The sequence below is a fragment of the Pseudomonas sp. Irchel 3F3 genome, assembly GCF_900187545.1.
Taxonomy (GTDB): domain Bacteria; phylum Pseudomonadota; class Gammaproteobacteria; order Pseudomonadales; family Pseudomonadaceae; genus Aquipseudomonas; species Aquipseudomonas fortuita.
The window spans coordinates 17610-40748 of record NZ_FYDS01000013.1 but is presented as its reverse complement, the minus strand read 5'-3'; the positions used below and the strand labels follow the sequence as shown (position 1 = coordinate 40748).

The 23139-nt window shown below is 62.8% G+C and carries 18 protein-coding genes and 2 pseudogenes; 11 read left to right on the top strand and 9 right to left on the bottom strand.

The annotated features are described in order from the left end of the window. Nucleotides 1–70: 70 nt before the first annotated feature. Nucleotides 71–889, bottom strand: a complete 819-nt coding sequence (locus CKW35_RS23930) for a pyruvate, water dikinase regulatory protein (protein WP_016485587.1) — start codon at nucleotides 887–889, stop codon at nucleotides 71–73. A 179-nt stretch (nucleotides 890–1068) separates the two neighbouring features. Between CKW35_RS23930 and ppsA the strand changes: the two genes are divergently transcribed. The 8 genes from ppsA (at nucleotide 1069) to CKW35_RS23890 (ending at nucleotide 9283) form a co-directional block, all read left to right on the top strand. Next, entirely contained in the window at nucleotides 1069–3444 is a 2376-nt protein-coding gene (ppsA, locus tag CKW35_RS23925) for a phosphoenolpyruvate synthase (protein WP_016485588.1), read from the top strand. A 66-nt stretch (nucleotides 3445–3510) separates the two neighbouring features. Next, nucleotides 3511–4539, top strand: a complete 1029-nt coding sequence (locus CKW35_RS23920; RefSeq protein ID WP_095117027.1) for an alpha/beta fold hydrolase — start codon at nucleotides 3511–3513, stop codon at nucleotides 4537–4539. 216 nt (nucleotides 4540–4755) lie between these two features. Further along, on the top strand, nucleotides 4756–5247 hold the full coding sequence (gene rraA, locus CKW35_RS23915; RefSeq protein ID WP_016485590.1) for a ribonuclease E activity regulator RraA: 492 nt from the start codon (nucleotides 4756–4758) through the stop codon (nucleotides 5245–5247). Nucleotides 5248–5274: 27 nt separating this feature from the next. Further along, nucleotides 5275–6270 carry a zinc transporter ZntB gene (locus CKW35_RS23910; protein WP_016485591.1) on the top strand — a complete coding sequence of 332 codons (996 nt, stop codon included), beginning with the start codon at nucleotides 5275–5277 and terminating at the stop codon, nucleotides 6268–6270. Nucleotides 6271–6357: 87 nt separating this feature from the next. Then, nucleotides 6358–6630 (top strand): hypothetical protein, encoded by a 273-nt coding sequence (locus tag CKW35_RS23905; RefSeq protein WP_024717346.1) that lies wholly within the window; start codon nucleotides 6358–6360, stop codon nucleotides 6628–6630. Nucleotides 6631–6632: 2 nt separating this feature from the next. Continuing rightward, nucleotides 6633–7457, top strand: a complete 825-nt coding sequence (locus CKW35_RS23900; RefSeq protein ID WP_016485593.1) for a mechanosensitive ion channel domain-containing protein — start codon at nucleotides 6633–6635, stop codon at nucleotides 7455–7457. A gap of 113 nt (nucleotides 7458–7570) precedes the next feature. Beyond that, the gene (gene sigX, locus CKW35_RS23895; protein WP_003248665.1) at nucleotides 7571–8137 is read left to right on the top strand and encodes an RNA polymerase sigma factor SigX; all 567 of its coding nucleotides are present in this window, start codon (nucleotides 7571–7573) and stop codon (nucleotides 8135–8137) included. A gap of 111 nt (nucleotides 8138–8248) precedes the next feature. After that, entirely contained in the window at nucleotides 8249–9283 is a 1035-nt protein-coding gene (locus tag CKW35_RS23890; RefSeq protein ID WP_016485594.1) for an OmpA family protein, read from the top strand. A 96-nt stretch (nucleotides 9284–9379) separates the two neighbouring features. Here the strand turns inward: CKW35_RS23890 and CKW35_RS23885 are convergent. The 6 genes and pseudogenes from CKW35_RS23885 to CKW35_RS23865 all read right to left on the bottom strand — a co-directional run. After that, nucleotides 9380–9550: pseudogene (locus CKW35_RS23885) on the bottom strand (uroporphyrinogen-III C-methyltransferase); the annotation flags it as partial. Further along, nucleotides 9538–9640 (bottom strand): annotated as a pseudogene (locus tag CKW35_RS28960) (SAM-dependent methyltransferase); the annotation flags it as partial. The pseudogenes CKW35_RS23885 and CKW35_RS28960, both read right to left, overlap by 13 nt. Nucleotides 9641–9667: 27 nt before the next feature. Further along, nucleotides 9668–11338: a bifunctional protein-serine/threonine kinase/phosphatase gene (locus CKW35_RS23880; protein WP_016485596.1), complete on the bottom strand. Its 1671-nt coding sequence runs from the start codon at nucleotides 11336–11338 to the stop codon at nucleotides 9668–9670. 9 nt (nucleotides 11339–11347) lie between these two features. Next, nucleotides 11348–12559 carry a NarK/NasA family nitrate transporter gene (locus tag CKW35_RS23875; RefSeq protein ID WP_016485597.1) on the bottom strand — a complete coding sequence of 404 codons (1212 nt, stop codon included), beginning with the start codon at nucleotides 12557–12559 and terminating at the stop codon, nucleotides 11348–11350. Nucleotides 12560–12865: 306 nt separating this feature from the next. Beyond that, the gene (locus tag CKW35_RS23870; protein WP_016485598.1) at nucleotides 12866–13441 is read right to left on the bottom strand and encodes an ANTAR domain-containing response regulator; all 576 of its coding nucleotides are present in this window, start codon (nucleotides 13439–13441) and stop codon (nucleotides 12866–12868) included. An 11-nt stretch (nucleotides 13442–13452) separates the two neighbouring features. Then, the gene (locus CKW35_RS23865; RefSeq protein WP_024717345.1) at nucleotides 13453–14667 is read right to left on the bottom strand and encodes a CmpA/NrtA family ABC transporter substrate-binding protein; all 1215 of its coding nucleotides are present in this window, start codon (nucleotides 14665–14667) and stop codon (nucleotides 13453–13455) included. Nucleotides 14668–14811: 144 nt separating this feature from the next. Between CKW35_RS23865 and CKW35_RS23860 the strand changes: the two genes are divergently transcribed. Continuing rightward, the gene (locus tag CKW35_RS23860; protein ID WP_016485599.1) at nucleotides 14812–15837 is read left to right on the top strand and encodes a quinone-dependent dihydroorotate dehydrogenase; all 1026 of its coding nucleotides are present in this window, start codon (nucleotides 14812–14814) and stop codon (nucleotides 15835–15837) included. A 96-nt stretch (nucleotides 15838–15933) separates the two neighbouring features. On the opposite strand, the gene rmf is transcribed toward CKW35_RS23860, so the two are convergent. Continuing rightward, nucleotides 15934–16149 (bottom strand): ribosome modulation factor, encoded by a 216-nt coding sequence (rmf, locus tag CKW35_RS23855; protein ID WP_003248687.1) that lies wholly within the window; start codon nucleotides 16147–16149, stop codon nucleotides 15934–15936. A 561-nt stretch (nucleotides 16150–16710) separates the two neighbouring features. Here rmf and rlmKL point away from each other — a divergent pair. Then, on the top strand, nucleotides 16711–18906 hold the full coding sequence (gene rlmKL / locus CKW35_RS23850) for a bifunctional 23S rRNA (guanine(2069)-N(7))-methyltransferase RlmK/23S rRNA (guanine(2445)-N(2))-methyltransferase RlmL (RefSeq protein ID WP_016485600.1): 2196 nt from the start codon (nucleotides 16711–16713) through the stop codon (nucleotides 18904–18906). A 94-nt stretch (nucleotides 18907–19000) separates the two neighbouring features. Then, nucleotides 19001–21394, top strand: coding sequence for a diguanylate cyclase (locus CKW35_RS23845; protein ID WP_016485601.1), 2394 nt, complete (start codon nucleotides 19001–19003; stop codon nucleotides 21392–21394). Nucleotides 21395–21517: 123 nt separating this feature from the next. Here CKW35_RS23845 and dacB read toward each other — a convergent pair whose 3' ends face one another. After that, complete coding sequence (gene dacB / locus CKW35_RS23840) at nucleotides 21518–22975, bottom strand: D-alanyl-D-alanine carboxypeptidase/D-alanyl-D-alanine-endopeptidase (RefSeq protein ID WP_016485602.1); 1458 nt, start codon at nucleotides 22973–22975, stop codon at nucleotides 21518–21520. Nucleotides 22976–23139 lie beyond the last annotated feature (164 nt).

Genomic DNA, 23139 nt, shown 5'->3' with positions numbered 1-23139 from the left:
CCCCACTGCCTTCAAGTTCAGTGCAGCAGCTGTGGGAGCGGGCTTGCCCCGCGAAGAGGCCGGTAGAGGCTTACTTGAACCGCCGCTCCACCCCTTTTTCCACCAGGATCTTGGCGGAAATCTCTTCCACTGAAAAATGCGTGGAATTGATGTTGGGAATGTTCTCCCGGCGGAACAGGCTCTCTACCTCGCGCACTTCGAACTCGCACTGGGCAAAGCTGGAATAGCGGCTGTTGGGCTTGCGTTCGTGACGGATGGCGGTGAGGCGGTCGGGGTCGATGGTCAGGCCGAACAGCTTGCTGTGGTGCTTTTTCAGCACCGCTGGCAGTTGCAGGCGCTCCATGTCGTCTTCGGTCAGCGGGTAGTTGGCCGCGCGGATGCCGAATTGCATCGCCATGTACAGGCAGGTAGGGGTTTTGCCGCAGCGGGACACACCCACCAAAATCAGGTCGGCCTTGTCGTAGTAATGGGTGCGCGCGCCGTCGTCGTTATCCAGGGCGAAATTCACCGCCTCGATGCGTTCCATGTAGTTGGAGTTGCCGCCAATCGAGTGCGATTTGCCCACGGAATACGACGAATGGGCGGTCAATTCCTGTTCAAGGGGGGATAAAAACGAAGAAAAGATGTCGATCATGAAGCCGTTCGAGGTCGCCAGGATCTCACGGATGTCCTGGTTGACGATCGTGTCGAAGATGATCGGGCGTACCCCGTCACGTTCGGCCGCCGCGTTGATTTGCTGGACCATGGTGCGTGCTTTGTCGGGCGAATCGATGTACGGACGGGTGAATTTGTTGAACGGAATGCTCTCGAATTGCGCCAGCAAACTCTGGCCCAGGGTTTCGGCAGTGATACCGGTGCCGTCGGAGATGAAGAACGCGGTTCGTTTCATTTGCGATCTGGGCCTTAAGCTGATGACGTTTCTTGGATATGATAAGTTCGGTTTGCCGAATGCGGCTGTCGGCATTCTCACTTATTTTCCAGGTACAGGCCACAAACGCCCGGCCAAGTCACCGAAGACAGGCGGGCGCCTCTTTGAGCTTTTCCAACACAGTTAGTGGAGAGATCACCTTGGTAGAGTACGTAGTTTCCCTCGATAAGCTCGGCGTCCATGATGTAGAGCATGTGGGGGGCAAGAACGCATCCCTGGGCGAGATGATCAGCAACCTTGCCGGTGCTGGTGTATCGGTGCCGGGCGGCTTTGCCACTACGGCGCAGGCGTACCGCGATTTTCTCGAACAGAGTGGTCTGAACGACAAGATTCATGCGGCGCTCGATGCGCTTGACGTGGATGACATCAACGCCCTGACCAAGACCGGCGCGCAGATCCGCCAATGGGTCATGGAAGCCGAATTCCCGGCACGTCTGGATTCGGAAATCCGAACCGCCTTCGCCGAAATGGCTGCCGGCAACGACAACATGGCGGTTGCCGTGCGTTCCTCGGCCACTGCCGAAGACCTGCCGGATGCTTCGTTCGCCGGCCAGCAGGAAACCTTCCTCAACATCCGCGGCGTTGATAACGTGATCCGCGCGGCCAAGGAAGTGTTCGCTTCGCTGTTCAACGACCGCGCCATCGCCTATCGCGTGCACCAGGGCTTCGACCACAAGCTGGTCGCCCTGTCTGCCGGCGTGCAGCGCATGGTCCGCTCCGAAACCGGCACCGCCGGTGTCATGTTCACCCTCGACACCGAGTCGGGTTTCCGCGACGTAGTGTTCATCACTGGCGCCTATGGCCTGGGCGAAACCGTGGTGCAGGGCGCGGTCAACCCTGACGAGTTCTACGTGCACAAGAACACCTTGCAGGCTGGCCGCCCGGCCATTCTGCGTCGCAATCTGGGCAGCAAGGCGATCAAGATGGTCTATGGCGAAGAAGCCAAGGCCGGCCGTTCGGTCAAGACCGTCGAAGTCGACCGTGCCGAGCGCGCGCGCTTCTGCCTGACCGATGCCGAGGTCAGCGAGCTGGCCAAGCAGGCCATGATCATCGAGCAGCACTACCAGCGCCCGATGGACATCGAGTGGGCCAAAGACGGTGACGACGGCAAGCTGTACATCGTGCAGGCACGCCCGGAAACAGTGAAAAGCCGTTCCAGCGCCAATGTCATGGAACGCTACCTGTTGAAAGAAAAGGGCACCGTGCTGGTCGAAGGCCGCGCCATCGGCCAGCGCATCGGCGCCGGCAAGGTTCGTGTGATCAACGACGTATCGGAAATGGACAAGGTCCAGCCGGGCGACGTGCTGGTTTCCGACATGACCGACCCGGACTGGGAACCGGTGATGAAGCGCGCCAGTGCCATCGTTACCAACCGCGGCGGCCGCACCTGCCACGCGGCGATCATCGCCCGTGAACTGGGTATTCCGGCCGTAGTCGGTTGCGGCAACGCCACCCAGGTGCTCAAAGACGGCCAGGGTGTGACGGTGTCCTGCGCCGAAGGCGACACCGGCTTCATCTTCGAAGGCGAGCTGGGCTTCGACATCAAGCAGAACTCGGTCGATGCCATGCCGGAGCTGCCGTTCAAGATCATGATGAACGTCGGCAACCCGGACCGTGCGTTCGACTTTGCCCAGTTGCCCAACGCCGGTGTCGGCCTGGCGCGGCTGGAGTTCATCATCAACCGCATGATCGGCGTGCACCCCAAGGCGCTGCTCAATTATGCGGGCCTGCCGCCGGAGCTCAAGGAAAGCGTCGACAAACGCATTGCCGGCTACAACGACCCGGTCGGCTTCTACGTCGAGAAACTGGTCGAAGGCATCAGCACCTTGGCTGCAGCGTTCTACCCGAAAAAGGTCATCGTGCGCCTGTCGGACTTCAAGTCCAACGAGTACGCCAACCTGATCGGCGGCAAGCTGTACGAGCCAGAAGAAGAAAACCCGATGCTGGGCTTCCGTGGTGCTTCGCGTTACATCAGCGAATCGTTCCGTGACTGCTTCGAGCTCGAGTGCCGTGCGCTGAAGCGTGTACGCAACGAGATGGGCCTGACCAACGTCGAGATCATGGTGCCGTTCGTGCGGACCCTGGGCGAAGCCAGCCAGGTCGTCGACCTGCTCGCCGAAAACGGCCTGGCCCGCGGTGACAACGGCCTGCGCGTGATCATGATGTGCGAACTGCCGTCCAACGCCATTCTGGCTGAAGAGTTCCTTGAGTACTTCGACGGCTTCTCGATCGGCTCCAACGACCTGACCCAGCTGACCCTGGGCCTGGACCGGGACTCGGGCATCATTGCCCACCTGTTCGACGAGCGTAACCCTGCGGTGAAGAAGCTGCTGGCCAACGCCATTGCCGCGTGCAACAAGGCCGGCAAGTACATCGGCATTTGCGGTCAGGGCCCATCGGACCACCCGGACCTGGCCAAGTGGCTGATGGAGCAGGGCATCGAAAGCGTGTCGCTGAACCCGGACTCGGTGCTCGAGACCTGGTTCTTCCTGGCCGAAGGCCAGGGCGCGGCCTGACGCAGTAAAACGCGGGGGGACGTCTGGCGTGCCCCCGCCTGGTTTTTTCCAGGGCGTGTTCCAGTAATGGTTCCCGCCCTTTTTTGTGCACCAAGCAACCTTATGCAAAGCAGCAGCACTCTATTTCCCGTGGCCCTGCTCAGTGCCGAGCGGCGCGGCGACCTCAGCGAAGACGTGTACCGGATCAAGGCTGGCAACAGCCCCGACCCTAGCGTCGAGCTTGCCCTCACCCGTCTGGGGCTTGCCGATCAGGGGCAGGCCTTTGGCGTGCCGGTCATTCTCCTGCACGGCAGTTTTTCCAATCGGCGTTTCTGGTATTCGCCCAAAGGGGTTGGCCTGGGCGCCTATCTCGCCCGTGCCGGTTTCGATGTGTGGATCCCGGAAATGCGCGGCCATGGCCTGTCGCCGCGTAACCGCGCCTGGCAGCACAACACTGTTGCCGCCTATGCCCGTGATGACCTGCCACTGATTGCTGCGTTCGTGCGCGAGCAGTCGGGCCAGGCGCCGCACTGGGTAGGCCACTCCCTCGGCGGCACGACCCTGGCGGCAGCCTTGGGCGGTGGTTTTCTGGCTGCCGGGCAGGTGGCCAGCGTGGCACTGTTCGGTACCCAGATCAGCCGCGTCTATTGGCCGCTGAAAGTGCCACCGCTGGCCTGGGGCGCGAAGCTGTTGCTCAAGCGCTGGGGGCAGATCTCCGGGCCGCGCTTCAAGCGTGGGCCGGAGGATGAGCCGATCGGTCTGGCGCTGGAGAGCATGCGCTGGCACGGCCTGTTCGGGCGCTTTGGCGACAAGCAGAGCGACTGGTGGGCGGGGCTGGCAGAGGTGGATGTGCCGCTGCTGGCGGTGGCTGGCGCGGGGGACTTCCAAGACCCGGTGTGGGCCTGCCGCAAGCTGTTCGAGCAAATGGGGGGTGAGCGCAAGCAGTTCCTGCGGCTTGGGCGTGAGGAAGGCTTCGACGCCTTCGGGCATGTCGACATGCTGGTGAGCAAGGCTGCGCAGGTGCAGGTGTGGCCGCTGGTGGAACGCTGGTTGCGTAACCCGCTGTTGCCGGTGCACGAGTCCATTGTGGCTGTAGAGCCTTTGCCAGCCAGCTGATCCTGCATTACCTGTGCGGGCCTCTTCGCGGGCACGCCCGCTCCCACTGGGATTACACAGCACTGAAGTCTTGTGATATCCCTGTGGAAGCGGGTTCACCCGCGAAGAGGCCCGCACAGGCTGAAGATGACCGTTTGGTCCTTGGTGACTACGACAGCCTCCAAGGTGTAGCCTTGGCCGATACCCGCTTTCGTTGTGACTGACAGGAGCCTCCCCATGCAGCATTACGTAACGCCCGACCTGTGTGACGCCTACCCGGACCTGGTGCAGGTGCTGGAACCGATGTTCAGCAATTTTGGCGGCCGTGATTCGTTCGGCGGCCAGATCGTGACCATCAAGTGCTTCGAAGACAACTCGCTGGTCAAGGAGCAGGTCGAACTCGACGGCAAGGGCAAGGTGCTGGTGGTCGATGGCGGTGGCTCGCTGCGCCGTGCGCTGCTTGGCGACATGCTTGCCGACAAGGCCGCCAAGAACGGTTGGGAAGGCCTGGTGATCTATGGCTGCGTGCGTGACGTAGACGTATTGATCCAGACCGATGTCGGCGTACAGGCCCTGGCCAGCCACCCGATGAAAACCGACAAGCGCGGCATCGGCGACCTCAACGTGGTGGTGACTTTCGCCGGGGTGACCTTCCGCCCGGGCGAATATGTGTATGCCGACAACAATGGCGTGCTGGTCTCGCCAAGCCCGCTGAAGATGCCGGAGTGATGCGCCGCACGCGCTGATGGAGCTTTGATGTTCGAGGAAGACAACGCGCAGTGGGGGCTGGTCCATGCCCTGGTGCTCGATGGTAAAGGCAGCGCCCGCCCGATTGCCCGTACCGAACTGGACGACTTGCAGCTGCAACCTGAGCAGAGCCTGTGGCTGCACTGGGACCGCAGCCATCCACAAACCCGCACCTGGCTGCTGCATGACAGCGGCCTGAGCGAGTTTGCCTGCGAGCTGCTGCTGGAAGAAAACACCCGGCCGCGCCTGCTGCCCATGGCTGACGAACAGCTGTTGCTGTTTTTGCGCGGGGTTAACCTCAACCCGGGCGCAGAACCCGAAGACATGGTCTCGGTGCGTATCTTCGCCCAGGCGCAGCGGGTCATATCGTTGCGCTTGCGCCCATTGCGCGCCAGTGACGAGATTCTTCAGTTGCTGGAGCAGGGCAGGGGGCCGAAGTCGGCTTCCGAACTGCTGCTGCTGATGGGCGAGCTGCTGACCGAAAAGGTCCAGGGCCTGGTCAGCGACCTCTCCGAACTGGTCGACCTGGAAGAAGAAAAGGTCGAAGCCGACGAACGGTACACCCCGGAGAACGGCAGCCTGCAGCAGATCCGCCGTCGTGCAGCGGGCCTGAGGCGTTTTTTGGCGCCGCAGCGGGAAATCTATGCCCAGCTGTCGCGCAGCAAATGGGGCTGGTTTGCCGATGCCGATGCCGATTACTGGAACGAGCTGAACAACAGCCTGATCCGCTACCTCGAAGAGCTTGAGCTGACCCGCGAGCGCGCTGCGCTGGTGCTGGAGAGCGAAGATCGCCGGCGCAGCGAGCGGATGAACCGTACCATGTACCGCTTTGGCATCATCACTTGCATCTTCCTGCCCATGAGCTTCATCACCGGGTTGCTGGGCATCAATGTCGGCGGCATCCCGGGGGCGGAAAACCCCTATGGCTTCCTGTTCGCCTGCCTCGTCGTGCTGGGGCTGGCGGTGGGGCAGTGGTGGATGTTCCGGCGGTTGCGATGGGTCTAGGTGTTCATTTTGAAACATTCGTGCCAATCGGGTGTGTGACCCATTGCCCGGCCATCTCGTCTCTTGCTGACACTGCGCGAGGTGCACATGCACGATCCGTTTGAAGAATCCCTGCGTGACCTGCTCAAGGCGTCACCCTCCGGCAATGACCGGGATGACCTGGACGACGCTGCTTGCCTGGGTCGCGTGCTTAAAACTGCCAACCGTCAGGTTGGCGCGGGTGATCTGTTCAGCCTGCTTGGCCGCTGGAGCCAGGCGCTGCTGATTGCCGTCAATAATGGCTCGGCGCATGTCGCGCCGGTGCGTCGACACTCTTCCCGCAACGCTGCCAGCGGCAGCAAAGCAGATAAGGCCGATTGAATATGGAACTCGATCTCTGGACCCAGAGCCTGGTCACCGCGATGACCGCCCTTTGGACCAAGGTAGCGAACTTCATCCCCAACCTGTTCGGCGCGCTGGTCGTGGTGCTGCTCGGTTTCGTGGTGGCCAAGCTGCTCGACACGCTGCTGTCCAAGCTGCTGGCCAAGCTTGGCCTGGACCGCCTGATGGCCGGCACCGGCCTGACCAAGATGCTCGGCCGGGTCGGCATCCAGGTACCGATCTCTACCTTGATCGGCAAGATTGTCTACTGGTTCGTGCTGCTCATCTTCCTCGTCTCGGCCGCTGAATCGCTAGGCCTGGAGCGGGTTTCGGCCACCCTGGACATGCTCGCCCTGTATTTGCCGAAAGTATTCGGCGCGGCCTTGGTGTTGCTGGTCGGCGTGCTGCTGGCACAGGTGGCCAACGGCCTGGTGCGCGGCGCCGCCGAAGGCATCGGCCTGGAGTACTCGGCGGGCCTTGGGCGTATCACCCAGGGCTTGGTGATCATCATCAGCATCTCGGTGGCCATCAGCCAGCTGGAGGTGAAAACCGACCTGCTGAACCACGTGATCGTCATCGGGCTGATTACCGTTGGTCTGGCGGTAGCCTTGGCCATGGGCCTTGGCAGCCGTGAAATTGCCGGGCAGATTCTGGCCGGAATTTACGTGCGCGAGCTGTACCAGGTCGGCCAGCAGGTGCGAATTGGAGAGGTCGAAGGGCATATTGAAGAAATCGGCACGGTCAAGACTACGTTGCTGACCGATGATGGCGAACTGGTGTCGCTGTCCAATCGAGAGTTGCTCGAGCAGCGCGTCAATAGTCGCTAACCGCACAAAAGCTGTTAATGTATGCCGCCGCGAAATTCGACCCACGGGGTCGCGCGGCGACATTGACCTGACTGTCGGCCAGATCCGTTTTGAATAAAGTTCATTCGCCGCCCATGCGTTATGACCCCCGCGAGCTCACCGACGAAGAGTTGGTGGCGCGTTCGCATGAGGAGCTGTACCACGTTACCCGCGCCTATGAGGAGCTCATGCGGCGCTATCAGCGAACCCTGTTCAACGTCTGTGCGCGTTATTTGGGGAACGACCGTGACGCGGACGATGTCTGTCAGGAAGTGATGCTCAAGGTGCTGTACGGGCTGAAGAACTTCGAAGGCAAATCCAAGTTCAAGACCTGGCTCTACAGCATCACCTACAACGAGTGCATTACCCAGTACCGCAAGGAGCGCCGTAAACGCCGGCTGATGGATGCCTTGAGCCTGGACCCTGTTGAAGAGGCGTCCGAAGACAAGGCACCGAAACCGGAAGAAAAAGGCGGGCTGGACAAGTGGCTGGTGCATGTGAACCCGATTGACCGGGAGATTTTGGTGCTGCGTTTTGTCGCAGAGCTGGAATTTCAGGAAATTGCAGACATCATGCACATGGGCCTGAGCGCGACGAAAATGCGTTACAAGCGCGCGCTAGACAAGCTTCGTGAGAAATTTGCCGGCCTGGATGAAACTTAGTGGCGTGCAAATATCTCTAACGAACCGGCGAGTTCTGCTAGACTTGCCGTCGAGTTGTCCCCCTTGTTTGTGGTGGGACTGCTTAACTATCACCAGATGGGGATTTAACGGATGAAATTGAAAAACACCTTGGGCTTGGCCATTGGTTCGCTCGTAGCCGCTACCTCGATTGGCGCTATGGCACAAGGCACAGGCGCTGTGGAAGTCGAAGGCTTCTACAAGAAAGAGTTCTTCGACAGCCAGCGTGACTTCAAGAACGACGGCAACCTGTTCGGCGGCTCGATCGGTTACTTCCTGACCGACGACGTTGAACTGCGCCTGGGTTACGACGAAGTTCACAACGCTCGTGGCGAAGACGGCAAGAACATCAAGGGCTCGAACACCGCCCTGGACGCCGTTTACCACTTCAACAACCCGTATGACGCCATCCGTCCGTACGTTTCCGCTGGTTTCTCGCACCAGTCGCTGGGCCAGACCGGCCGTGGCGGTCGTGACCACTCCACCTTCGCCAACGTTGGCGCTGGTGCCAAGTGGTACATCACCGACATGTTCTATGCCCGTGCCGGCGTAGAAGCTCAGTACAACATCGACCAGGGCGACACCGAGTGGGCCCCAAGCGTTGGTGTTGGCCTGAACTTCGGCGGTAGCCCGAAGCAAGCCGAAGTCGCTCCAGCTCCAGTAGCTGAAGTGTGCTCCGACTCCGACAACGACGGCGTTTGCGACAACGTCGACAAGTGCCCAGACACCCCGGCCAACGTTACCGTTGACGCCGACGGCTGCCCGGCTGTTGCCGAAGTCGTTCGTGTTGAGCTGGACGTCAAGTTCGACTTCGACAAGTCGGTCGTCAAGCCAAACAGCTACGGCGACATCAAGAACCTGGCTGACTTCATGAAGCAGTACCCACAAACCACCACCGTGGTTGAAGGTCACACTGACTCCGTGGGTCCAGACGCTTACAACCAGAAGCTGTCCGAGCGTCGTGCCAACGCTGTCAAGCAAGTCCTGACCCAGCAGTACGGCGTAGAATCCAACCGTGTTGACTCGGTTGGCTACGGCGAAACCCGTCCGGTTGCTGACAACGCCACCGAAGAAGGCCGTGCTATCAACCGTCGCGTTGAAGCTCAGGTAGAAGCTCAGTCCAAGTAATTGGCCTGATGCTTCATGAAAAACCCGGCCTCGGCCGGGTTTTTCTTTGCCTGGGTTTTAACCGGCCTGACAGCCTGCTCCTGCAGTGAAGGGTATTCAGCCCGCGATTGAAACCAGCTCCAGAGCCTGCTGTTCCCCGACCACTTCCCCAATCACCAGAATCGCCGGGCTACGCAAGCCAAACCCACGCGCATCTTCAACCATGCCCCGCACATCGCTCCTGCACTCCCGCTGCTGCGGCATCGAGGCATTCTCAATCATCACCACTGAGGCTTGTTGCAGGGCGCGTACCGCCTTGAGGGTGAGCAGTTCAGGGTCGCCAGGGCCGGCACCCACCAGCCAGACTTTTGCACTCATCAGGTATTCCTCATCGGCAGGGTCCGCTCAGCCTTTTAGCAGGCTGAACAGCAAAATCAGGTTGAACAGCAGGGACAGCAAGGCCAGGGTGCGCCACACCTTCAGCGGCTCACGCTCCAGCAGTGGCCGTGGCCGGGTGGGCAGCTCCTGGCGGTCGCCGCGTTCAAGCAGCAGCAACCAGTGTTCGGCCGTTTCGAAGCGTTGCGCCGGGTCGGCGGCCACCGCCTGTTGCAGGTTGTGCTGCAGCCATTCCGGCAGGTCGGGGCGGTAGCGCGCGGCGTTGACTGGCTGGCCGAAGCGCGGGCGCTGGAAGGCTTCCACCTCGCCATACGGGTAGTGACCGGTCAGCAGGCGGTACAGCGTCACGCCCACGGCATACAGGTCTTGGCGCGGGCTGGGCGGTTGGCCGTCAAACGCTTCCGGGGCGAGGTACGAGGGTGTGCCGGGCACGTCGTGCAGCGGGTCTTCGGACAGGCCTGGGCAGTAGGCCAGGCCGAAGTCCAGCAGGCGCAGCTGGCCATCGCTGCCCAAGTGCAGGTTGTCTGGCTTGATATCGCGGTGCAGCAGGTTGCGCCGGTGCAGCACGCCAACCGCCTGCAGCAGTTGCCGGGCCATTTCCAGCCACTGTGGCAAGGGCAGCGGGCCGTGTTCGGCCAGCAGCGTTGCAAGGGTCTGGCCGGGGTATTCGCGCATCACGTAGTACAGGTGCTGGCGCTGGCTGGCGGCATGCAGTTCGGGGAAATGTCGGCCAGCGACCCTGCGCAGGAACCACTCCTCCAGTAATAGTCCTTGCGCCGCTTTTGGCTCCTGCTCGCGTGCGGCAGGCAGGGTTTTTAGCAGCCACGCTTGACCTTGGCCGTCGCGCACCCGGTAGACCAGGGACTGGCGGCTGTGTGACAGCAGCTGTTCGGTGAGCCAGCCATCGATCACCTGGCCTTCGCGCAGCGGGCCGGGTACCGACCCCTGCTGCAGCTGTGCCAGGGTGTCGCCGAGGTTGGCCGTGCCCAGTTGCTCGACCTGCACCAGCAAGGCACTGGCGTTGTCCTGGCTGCCATTGAGGTGCGCACTGGTAACCAGCGTGTCGACGGCCAGTTGCAGGTCGGGCTGCTCACGCAACACCGCCTGTATATGCTGGTCGCCCAGGCTGGCCCAGACGCCGTCGCTGACCAGCAAGAAGCATTCACCCGCCTGCAGCTCGCCCTCCAGATAATCCACCAGCAGGTGTTGGTCCAGGCCCAGCGCGCGTTTCAGCACATGCTGCATGCCCGGCTGGTCCCACACGTGGTCTTCGCTCAGGCACTGCAGGTGCCCGGCGTGCCAGCGGTACACACGGCAGTCGCCAACATGGGCCAGGGTGAAGCGCCGGCCCCGCAGCACCAGTGCGCTGAGGGTGGTCAACAATGGCTGACCGCTGCCTTGGGCACGCAGCCAGCGGTTCTGTGCCAGCAGCAGGCGGTCGAGGGCCTGGGCCACGCTCCAGGTGGCGGGGGTGGCGTAGTAGTCCAGGGCCAGCGCCTGCAAGCTGGCGCGTGCTGCCAGGCCACCATCGGCGCATTGGCTGACGCCGTCGGCAAGGGCGAACAGGTAGCCCTTGCTGGCGGCCAGCTCTGGCGCTGGGGTAACCAGGCGCAGGGCGTCCTGGTTTTCCTCGCGCGGCCCGGTGGCGCTGGCCTGGGCGAAACTCAGTTGCAGGCTCATCGAGGTGCCTCAGACCCGCGCCGCAGTGACTGCAGCCGAGCCCCAGGTGGTGCGCCAGCGCTGTTTCACGCCGTGCAGGCCGAACCAGGCCAGCAGGCCGAGGCTGGCGAACAGCCACAGCCCCACCTGGTAATCGCCGGTGTGCTGTTTGATGGTGCCAAGCCCGGCGGCCAGCAGGAAGCCACCGATGCCCCCGGCCATGCCGATCAGCCCGGTCATTACGCCGATTTCGTGACGGAAGCGCTGCGGTACCAGCTGGAATACCGCGCCGTTGCCCGCGCCCAGGCCGAGCATGGCGCTGATGAACAGCGCCAGGGCGGCGGCGGCAGACGGCAGGTTGAAACCGACTGCGGCTATGCAGATGGCTGCAACGCTGTACATGCCCAGCAAGGTGCGGATACCGCCGAAGCGGTCGGCCAGGGCACCGCCGAGAGGGCGCATCAGGCTGCCGGCGAACACGCAGGCCGCGGTGTAGTAGCCAGCGGTGACCGGGCTCAAACCGTACTGGTCGCTGAAGTAGCCAGGCAGGGCACTGGCCAGGCCGATGAAGCCGCCGAAGGTGACACTGTAGAAGAACATGAACCACCAGCTGTCACGGTCGCCGAGGGCCTTGAGGTAGTCAGCCATGGCCTTTGGTTTTGGGCGCTGCGGGGCGTTGCGCGCCAGCAGGGCGAACACCACCAGCGCCAGTGTCAAAGGAATCAGCGCAAAGCCAAACACATTGTTCCAGCCAAAACCCGCGGCCAGCGCCGGCGCCAGCAGGGCGGCGAACACTGTGCCGGAGTTGCCGGCGCCGGCAATGCCCATGGCCTTGCCCTGATGCTGCGGCGGGTACCACTGCGACGCCAGCGGCAGCGATACGGCGAACGAAGCGCCGGCAAAGCCGAGGAACATGCCCAGCAGCAGCACCTGTTCATAGCTGTGTACGCCGAAGTGCCAGGCCACCGCCAGCGCGACGATCACCACCACCTGGCCGATCACGCCGGCGGTCTTAGGCGACAGGCGGTCGACCAGTACGCCCATGGCAAAGCGCAGTACTGCCCCGGCCAGGATCGGCATGGCCACCATCAGGCCCCGTTGTTGTGCGCTCAGTTGCAGGTCACCGGCAATCTGCACCGCCAGCGGGCCCAGCAGGTACCAGACCATGAAGCTCAGGTCGAAGTACAGAAACGCAGCGAACAGCGTGGGCACATGCCCGGATTTCCAGAAGCTGGTACTCATCGAACACCTCACTTGGCAATGCAGCGGAACGAAAAAGACGCCGCTACCCGCTCCACGGAGGTGGAGGGGAGAGCGACGTCTTTGTCGGGATTTAAGTGGGGCAACCGCCGTTGGCTACCGGTGCAAATACATCAGCAAGAGCCGGGCCAATTCGGAATATCGAGCAGCGCGGACTTTGTGGGAGCGGCCTTGTGTCGCGATAGGGCTGCGCAGCAGCCCCATGATTTCAGCTTCGCCACTGAGATTGCCGGGGCTGCTGCGCAGCCCTATCGCGACACAAGGCCGCTCCCACAAAGGCCTGCACTGCTAGCCGAGCATTTCATGCATGGCAATGATCTGCTCTGCCACCTGAATCAGCTTCTGCTGCCGGCTCATGGCCTGGCGGCGCATCAGGGTGTAGGCCTGTTCTTCGTTGCAGTCTTTCATTTTCATCAGCAAACCCTTGGCCTGCTCGATGCGTTTGCGTTCGGCCAGTTGCTGGTCGCGTGCCACCAACTGCGCCTTCAGTGCCTGATCGCTTTCGAAGCGGGCCATGGCCACATCCAGAATGGGCTGCAACCGGGCGGCATGGATGCCTTCGACGATATAGGCACTGACGCCCGCCTGAATCGCCTGGCGCATCACCCCGGGGTCATGCTCGTCAGTGAACAGCACGATGGGGCGTGGCTGGTCACGGCTGACCAGCACCACCTGTTCCATCACATCACGGTCAGGTGAGTCGGTGTCGATCAGCACCACATCCGGGCGCACCGTTTCGATGCAGGCGGGCAGGTCGATGGTCAAGCCTGGGGCTTCGGTGACCTCGAAGCCCGCCTCGATCAGCGCCGCCTTGAGGCGGCCAAGTTTGTGCTGGGTGTCGTCAATCAGCAGGATGCGCAACATGTAGGTCTCCCTCACACGCCGACGCGGGCTTCGGGCAGGTCGCCCAATGCATGCAGGCTGAAACTGCGGGCGTAGCCGTAGGGGTCGCTGCCGTCCCAGCAGGTGCCGTCGATCAGCAGGCTGCTGCGCATCGGCAGCGAAGGGCACGCTACGCCCAGGCTTTGCGCCGCCTCGCTGTACAGTGCCAGTTGCTGTACCTGGCGGGCCACGCCGAGGTAGTCGGGGTCTTCGCGCAGCAGGCCCCAGCGGCGGAACTGGGTCATGAACCACATGCCGTCGGACAGGTATGGCAGGTTGGCCCGGCCGTGGTCGAACAGGCGCAGGGCATGCCGGTCTTGCCAGTGGTTGCCCAGGCCATCCTGGTAGTGGCCGAGCAGGCGTGGCTCGATACTCGCCAGCGGCGTATCCAGATAAGCGCTGCCGCTGAGCAGTTGCGCGGTGCTGCGGCGGTTTTCCGGGCTTTGCTCGATGAACCGGCTGGCGGCGAGGATTGCCTTGATCAGGGCGCGGGCGCTGTTGGGGTACTGTTCAGCGAAGGCGCGGGCGCAGGCCAGGACCTTTTCCGGGTGGTCCGGCCAGATCGACTGGCTGGTGGCCAGGGTGAAGCCTTGGCCCTTGGCGACCGCATCAGCGGCCCAGGGCTCGCCCACGCAGAAGCCGTCGATGCGCCCGGCCTGGATGTGTGCGGCCATCTGTGCCGGTGGCACCACCACGCTGTCGACGTCGCGCAGTGGGTGGATGCCCTGGCTGGCCAGCCAGTAATACAGCCACATGGCATGGGTGCCGGTGGGGAAGGTCTGGGCGAAGGTCAGCCGTGCGCCTTGCTGGTGCACCAGCCGCGCCAGTGCTTCAGGGTTGGTCACGCCTTTGCGCTGCAGCGCCGGGGACAGGTTGATGGCCTGGGCGTTCTGGTTCAGTCCCATGAGCACGGCCATATCACTGGCGGGTACCCCGCCAATCCCCAGATGCACGGCGTAGGCCAGGCCATACAGGCAGTGCGCCGCGTCCAGCTCGCCGCTGACCAGCTTGTCGCGAAGCCCCGCCCAGGAGCCCTGGCGGTGGACGTTGAGGGTAAGTCCGTGTTGTTGGGCGAAGCCCTGGGTGGCCGCGACCACCACCGAGGCGCAGTCGGTCAGGGCCATGTAGCCGATGTTCAGGCTGGGCTTCTCGGGCGCATCGCTGCCGTTGACCCAGGCCAGGGGCGTTGCTCGGGGTACAGTGTTCACAAGGTTCCTCGCCTGTACTGATTAGGCTGTGGGCCAAACCGGTGCAACCGATGTGCCAGGGCTGCACTGGCCCATGATTTGCTGTCCTGCCAGCGCCACGGTGGCTATAATCGCCCCCTCACTTACCCCGAGCCTTGCCTGCCCATGTATACCCTGGCCCGCCAGCTGCTGTTCAAGCTTTCTCCGGAAACCTCCCACGACCTGTCCCTGGACCTGATCGGTGCCGGTGGCCGCCTTGGCCTTAACGGCATGCTGTGCAAGCAGCCGGCAGCATTGCCGGTCACGGTCATGGGCTTGAACTTCGCCAACCCGGTGGGCCTGGCTGCCGGCCTGGACAAAAACGGCGCAGCCATCGACGGTTTCGCCCAGCTGGGTTTCGGTTTTGTCGAAATCGGCACCGTCACCCCGCGGCCGCAGCCGGGTAACCCCAAGCCGCGACTGTTCCGATTGCCGGAAGCCACGGCCATCATCAACCGCATGGGCTTCAACAACCTGGGTGTTGATAACCTGCTCGACCGGGTACGTGCGTCGCGTTACAAGGGCGTGCTGGGCATCAACATCGGCAAGAACTTCGACACCCCGGTGGAGCGTGCCGTCGATGATTACCTGATCTGCCTGGACAAGGTGTACACCGCCGCCAGCTATATCACCGTCAACGTCAGCTCGCCGAACACCCCCGGCCTGCGCAGCCTGCAGTTCGGCGATTCGCTCAAGCAGTTGCTCGATGCCCTGGCCGTGCGCCGTGAGCAGCTGGCCGCTACCCATGGCAAGCGCGTGCCGCTGGCCATCAAGATTGCCCCGGACATGAGTGACGAAGAAACCGCGCTGGTAGCCGCCGCCCTGATGGAATCGGGCATGGATGCGGTGATCGCCACCAACACCACGCTGGGTCGTGAAGGTGTCGAAGGGCTGCCGTATGGTGGCGAGGCGGGCGGCCTGTCGGGCGCGCCAGTGCTGGAGAAGAGCACCCACATCGTCAAGGTGCTGGCAGGTGAACTGGGCGGCAAACTGCCGATCATTGCTGCCGGTGGCATTACCGAAGGCCGTCACGCTGCCGAGAAAATCGCCGCCGGGGCGCGCCTGGTGCAGATCTATTCGGGCTTCATCTACAAGGGGCCGGCACTTGTCCGCGAGGCGGTGGACGCTATCGCGGCAATGCCACGGGTTTGATCGGCAGACAAAAAAAGGGCCCCTTCAAGGGGCCCCTGGGCCTTCGCCCGCCGCCCGGATGGGGCGTGCATGGTAAATCGAATTCAGTGTCCTCGATCAGCCAACGGCGTGATTTTCGTTGAGTCTATGGATACCAGCGGTGCCAGTCATTCCGTCCCAGTTATCACCGCGACCTTCGCGCCAGCCGTTGATCCAGGCTTGGCGAACAGAAGGAAGATTGAAGGGGCAAAGTTCGCGGGATTTGCCGGTGACCCCATATTGGTAGCCACGTGAATATGCTCTTTCCAACGGATCACGCTTAAGTCTTCTCATAGGGTGTTGCCCTCACTTGTTGACTGTAATGTCCCGTCGGCCTCTCTGAGGCCGGGCAGAGTCTTTCTGCCGGTTTGCGCTCGCTGCCGGCGTGGCGAGCTGAAAGTGCCGCCTCGTTGCGAAGCGGCCTGAGACCAGTTCTAACGAATGCGAGTCACGGTGTGAATGATCGATTTGTCATAAGCACGTAACCTTTCATAGGGTCAGGGGATAAGTAAATAAATGCGACTTAACCTTATTTGAGGTTTGGCCCGCTATGATCGGGGTTTGCTGATGATTGACGTCATTTCGCCAGCGTCTCTGGCGGGTGGCAGAAATAATTTGAAATGCGACGAAGGGTCACACAGGCCCCGGCATCGCCAGAATTTTTTGTACTGCCTGATGATCTAAGCTGTCTTTGCCACTGGGCCGAGCGCAGATCGGTCAGGCGGCCCGGCCCTTCGCGGCACGCTTATGTGCCGAAAAGGGCCACCCGCACGCCTGCTGGAAAGGCATGCGGGCAAACATCGCGGGGCGATGCGTCGCCTCGTCAGTCAAATAGCCCAAGGCTCTGGAATACTCATGTCGGACCGTTTCGAACTCTACCTCACCTGCCCTAAAGGCCTTGAAAGCCTGCTTGCCGAGGAGGCCAAGGGCCTTGGCCTTGACGAGGTGCGTGAGCACACCTCGGCCATCCGCGGCGCCGCCGACATGGAAACCGCCTACCGCCTGTGCGTATGGTCGCGCCTGGCCAACCGGGTGCTGCTGGTGCTCAAGCGCTTCTCCATGAAGAACGCCGACGACCTTTACGACGGCGTGAACGCGGTTGACTGGGCCGACCACCTGGCTGCCGACGGCACCCTGGCGGTGGAATTCAGCGGCCATGGCTCGGGCATCGACAACACGCACTTCGGTGCGCTGAAGGTCAAGGACGCCATCGTCGACAAGCTGCGCAACCGCGAAGGCCTGCGCCCGTCGGTGGAAAAAATCGACCCTGACGTGCGTGTGCACCTGCGCCTGGACCGTGGTGAGGCCATCCTTTCCCTCGACCTGTCCGGCCACAGCCTGCACCAGCGTGGCTACCGCCTGCAGCAAGGGGCTGCGCCGCTGAAGGAAAACCTGGCGGCGGCGGTGCTGATCCGCTCGGGCTGGCCGCGCATTGCCGCCGAAGGTGGCGCGCTGGCCGACCCGATGTGCGGTGTGGGCACCTTCCTGGTCGAAGCGGCGATGATAGCCGCCGATATCGCGCCCAACCTCAAGCGTGAGCGTTGGGGCTTCAGTGCCTGGCTCGGCCACGTGCCGGCGCTGTGGCGCAAGGTGCACGACGAGGCGCAGGCGCGGGCGCAGGCCGGCCTGGCCAAGCCACCGCTGTGGATCCGTGGCTACGAGGCCGACCCGCGGCTGATCCAGCCGGGCCGCAATAACGTCGAGCGTGCCGGGCTGGGCGACTGGGTGAAGATCTATCAGGGCGAGGTCAGCACCTTCGAACCACGCCCGGACCAGAACCAGAAAGGCCTGGTCATCAGCAACCCACCCTATGGCGAGCGCCTGGGTGACGAAGCCAGCTTGCTGTACCTCTATCAGAACCTGGGCGAGCGCCTGCGTCAGGCGTGCATGGGCTGGGAGGCGGCGGTGTTCACCGGCGCGCCGCAGCTGGGCAAGCGCATGGGTATTCGCAGCCACAAGCAGTACGCGTTCTGGAACGGCGCCTTGCCGTGCAAGCTGCTGCTGTTCAAGGTGCAGCCTGACCAGTTCGTGACGGGCGAGCGCCGCGAGGCACAGCCCGAAAGCGCGCAAGTCCGCGAACAGGCACCGTCGGTAGCCAGCGAGCCGGCGCGCCTGTCGGAAGGGGCGCAGATGTTTGCCAACCGTCTGCAGAAGAACCTCAAGCAACTGGGCAAGTGGGCTCGTCGCGAGCAGGTGGACTGCTACCGTCTGTACGATGCCGACATGCCCGAGTACGCCCTGGCAGTCGACCTGTACCACGACTGGGTGCATGTGCAGGAATACGCTGCGCCACGTTCGATCGACCCGGACAAGGCCCAATCGCGCCTGCTCGATGCCTTGGCGGCGATCCCTCAGGCACTGGGCATTTCGCCGCAGCGCGTGGTGCTCAAGCGCCGCGAGCGGCAGAGTGGTACCCGCCAGTACGAGCGCCAGGCCACCGAGGGCCGCTTCCAGGAAGTGAACGAAGGTGGCGTCAAGCTGCTGGTCAACCTCACCGACTACCTCGACACCGGTCTGTTCCTGGACCACCGTCCGATGCGCATGCGCATCCAGCGCGAGGCTGCCGGCAAGCGTTTCTTGAACCTGTTCTGCTACACCGCTACGGCGTCGGTGCATGCAGCCAAGGGCGGGGCGCGCAGCACCACCAGTGTCGACCTGTCGAAAACCTACCTCGACTGGGCGCGTCGCAACCTGGCGCTCAATGGCTTCTCCGAGCGCAACCGCCTGGAGCAGGGTGATGTGATGGCCTGGCTGGAAAGCAACCGCGACAGCTACGACCTGATCTTCATCGACCCGCCAACCTTCTCCAACTCCAAGCGTATGGAAGGCGTGTTCGATGTGCAGCGTGACCACGTGCAACTGCTGGACCTGGCCATGGCTCGGCTGGCGCCGGAGGGGGTGTTGTATTTCTCCAACAACTTCCGCAAGTTCCAGCTCGACGAGCACCTGATGGCACGCTATGCCGTGGAGGAAATCACCGCCCAGACCCTGGACCCGGACTTTGCCCGTAACAACCGCATCCACCGCGCCTGGCGTCTGCAATTGCGTTGAGCCGACGAGGTACGTTGCGCGGCTGATGGCCAATAGCTATAAATGAGGGCAGGGCAAGCTAATCCGCAGGACGCTGACGTGACGAGATGGGTGTATGTCAAAGTGTGGCGTGCGTGCGCGGTTATCTGGCCTGTGCACAGAAGCGGTGTCCGCCTGGGCGGTGGCGCTGGTGGTCTTGGTGGCGGGCGGCCTGTTGACGGCCGCCTTGGCGCTTGCCGCGCAGGGTGTCTACAAGCAGCAGTTGCGCCAGCGTTTCGAGTTGCTGGCCAGCGAGCGCTTCAGCCGCATTGCTGAACGCTTCGATGAACAGCAGCAGCGCCTGGACGGCCTGCGGCGGTTCTTCGGCTTTTCCAACACAGTCACCTCACTTGAATTTGACGGTTACACCAGGCCGTTGCTGCAGCGCACGCTGGCCTACGCCTGGGCGCCCCGCGTCGAAGCTGCGCAACGCGCCGAGTTCGAGCGCCATGCGCGTGAGCATTCGGGCCCGGGCTATGTAATCCGTGACCAGGACGCGCAAGGCCAGTGGCGCCCCGCGCCACAGCGCGACCATTACTTCCCTGTGCTGTATACCCAATCGGGTGAAATGCCCGGGCTGCCGTATGGGCTGGATCTTGCCGGCCAAGGTGCGGCCCAGGCCGCGCTGGCGCGCGCACTCGGGCCTGGCAGCATGGCGGTGTCAGAACCCCTGGCCTTGTACGATATTCCTTCGTACGCGCGTGGTCTGCTGCTGGTGGCGCCGGTGTTTTCCGACGCAAACGAGCATGGCGCAGCAGCAGGCTACGTCATGGCCTTGCTGAGCATGCGCGAGCTGGTGAGCGATGGGCGGCCAGTGGCGACGGATGACAACCTGGTGGTGCGTATCGTTGATCCGTCCGGGTTGCAAGGGCCGGAAGTGATGTTCGACTCGCTGAACCAGGCAGCCCCCTTGTCGCTGGCCAGCAACCAAGTGTTGCAGCTGGCCGACCATCGCTTTGAGTTGAGCATCCTGCCGAGCCTGGCCTTCTTGCAGGCTAATCGTTCGTCAGCTGTGCTGGCAGTCGTTCTACTGGGCGGGTTGTTGAGCCTGCTGCTCAGCGCCTTGCTGTACAACCTGTTCAGCCAGCGCCAGCGCGCCCTGGCCCTGGTCGAGCAGCGCACCGCCGAACTGCGAGTCAGCGAGCAGTCGCTGCGAGGTACCCACAACCAGTTGCGCAGCGTGCTGGATGCGGCCACCCAAGTGGCGATCATTGCCACCAACCTCAAGGGTGTAGTGAGTACGTTCAATGCCGGTGCAGAGCGTATGCTCGGTTATCCGGCCAGCGAGGCGATCGGCCAGCTTCGCCTTGACCACCTGGTGCTGCCCGAAGAACTGAGCCAGCGGGCTCAGGCGCTGAGCCTGCGCTATGGCCGCACGATCGCCGGTGGTCAGGCCATGTTCGCCGAAACGGTTCAAGCGCAGGGTGCCGAGCCTGGGGAGTGGACATTGTTGCGCGCCGATGGCAGTCAGCTGGTGGCCAACATGCTGGTTACTGCCATGCTGGATGAACAGGGTTTGTGGGTCGGCTATCTGGCCATCTGCATTGATGTCACCGAGCGGCGTCGGGTGCATGAGGCGCTGGCGGCGCGTGACCGACTGCTGGAAAAGCTCAGCGCCGAGGTGCCGGGCGGTATCTACCAGTATCGCCTCGATGCCAATGGTCATTCGTGCTTTCCCTATGCCAGCCAAGGGCTGTACGACATCTATGAAGTCGACCTGCAGCAGCTGCGCGAGGATGCCACGCTGGTGTTCGAGCGTATCCACCCCGACGACCTGGACCGCGTGCGCCGCTCGGTGCGTTATTCGGCCGAGCACCTGGCGCCCTGGCGCGAGGAATACCGGGTATGCCTGCCGCGTGCCGGGCTACGCTGGGTGCGTGGCGAAGCGACGCCAGAGGTGGGTGAGCAAGGCTGCACGCTGTGGCATGGCTACCTGACGGATATCTCCGACCTCAAGGGCGTGGAGGAGGAATTGAGGGCGTTGTCGGTGACCGATTCGCTGACGGGCATCCATAACCGCCGCTACTTTCAGGAGCGGCTCAAGGTTGAGCTGGAACGCGCCCAGCGCGAAGGCTTGGCGCTGGCCGTGATCATGCTCGACATCGATCACTTCAAATGCATCAACGACCGCTTCGGCCATGCCATGGGCGATCGCGTGCTGCGCAGCTTGTGCCAGCGTATCGGCCAGCGTTTGCGGCGTACTGATGTGTTCTGCCGGCTGGGCGGGGAAGAATTCATGGTGCTGTGCCCGGGCAGTGATGCTGAGCAGGCGCGGTTGTTAGCGCTTGAGTTATGGCAAGGGGTGCGCACGTTGCCGGTGGAAGGCGTGGGCCAGGTGACCGCGAGTTTTGGTGTGGCTGGCTGGCGGCCGGGGGAGGGTGCCGATGCCTTGCTGCTACGGGCTGATGCGGGTGTTTACATCGCGAAACAGGCCGGGCGGGACCGGGTGGAGGGGGAGTCGGCCTGTTAGCTGCCAGCTGTCTGTGCCGGCCCTTTCGCGGCTAAAGCCGCTCCCACAGTGATCGCGCAAACTGTCACAGTTTGCGCAAGACACTTGCTCTCAGTCGCGAAAGGGCCGGTACGGACCAGCCAATCAGTTGGCCGCTGTGCTGCCGGCCAGCTTCGGCTGGCGGTACAGGTCCAGCAGGACCTGGTCGAGCACCTGCGAAGCACCCCACGGTTTCGGGTCGTTGAGAATCGCCGCCACCGCCCAGGTATGGCCGTTGCTGTCGCGGCTGAAGCCGGCAATTGCCCGCACGGTATTCAGCGTGCCGGTCTTGATGTGGCCTTCACCGGTCATGGCAGTGCGCTTCAGGCGCTTGCGCATGGTGCCGTCCATGCCCACCAGCGGCATGGAGCTCATGAATTCGGCAGCGTAGGGGCTCTTCCAGGCGGCCTGCAGCATCTGGGCCATCTCCCGGGTGCTGACCCGCTCGGCACGCGACAGGCCAGAGCCGTTCTCCATGACCAGATGCGGCGCGGTAATGCCCTTTTTTGCCAGCCACTGGCGCACCACGCGCTGGGCGGCGCGGGCATCGTCCCCATCGGCATCGGTGCGGAACTGCGCGCCAAGGCTCAGGAACAGCTGCTGGGCCATGGTGTTGTTGCTGTACTTGTTGATGTCACGGATCACTTCCACCAGGTCTGGCGAGAAGGCGCGGGCCAGCAGGCGAGCACTCTTGGGTACATTCTCGATGCGGTCGCCACCCTGGATACTGCCACCCAGCTCGTTCCAGATGGCGCGCACGGCACCGGCGGCGTAGGTGGCGTGATCGAGCAGCGACAGGTAGGTCTGCGAGTTGCAGCCGTCACCCAGCTGGCCGCTGACGGTGACGCTGATGCCATCGGCCTGTGGCACCGGGTTGTAGCGCACATCGCCTGTGCACTGCTTCGAAGCCACCGCCTTGACCTGGTTGTCGATGCGGATGCTGGCAATCGGTGGCTCGACCGCAACGGTCACCTTGCCGCCATCGTTGCGGGCCACGAAGCGCAGCGCCTTGAGGTTGACCAGCAGCGAATCGGGCTTGACCAGGAACGGCTTGTTTTCATCGCCGCCGTCATCGTTGAACTGCGGCAGGTTGGGCTGCACGAAGTGGCTGCGGTCCAGCACCAGGTCACCGGTGATGGTGCGCACGCCATTGGCGCGCAGGTCACGCATCAGCAGCCACAGCTTTTCCATGTTCAGTTTCGGGTCGCCGCCACCTTTAAGGTACAGGTTACCGTTGAGCACGCCATTGCTCAGGGTACCGTCGGTATAAAACTCGGTTTTCCACTGGAAGGTCGGGCCGAGCAGTTCGAGGGCCGCGTAGGTGGTGACCAGTTTCATGGTCGAGGCCGGGTTCACCGACACATCGGCATTGAACACGGTGGGCGTGCCGGGGCCGTCCAGCGGCAGCATGACCAGCGACAGGGCCGTGTCCTGCAGCTTGTTGGCCTTGAGCGCCTGCTGCACTTTGGCGGGCAGGGTGGTATTGACGGTGGCGGCCTGGCTGGGCAATGCGAGTGGCAACAGCAGGCTTGCCAGAATGAGGGGACGAAGCGTTTTGATCATAATGGATAAATACCCTGCGGCGAGGGAAAAGGGCATTGGGGCTGTAAGAGATGATGGCCCCACGACGAAAGAGTACGCATTATGCCCCAAGCGTAGCGACGATGCGCCACGTTCGACGGAAAAGCACCGCCAATAAAAAAGGCCACCACAAGGGCAGCCTTTTC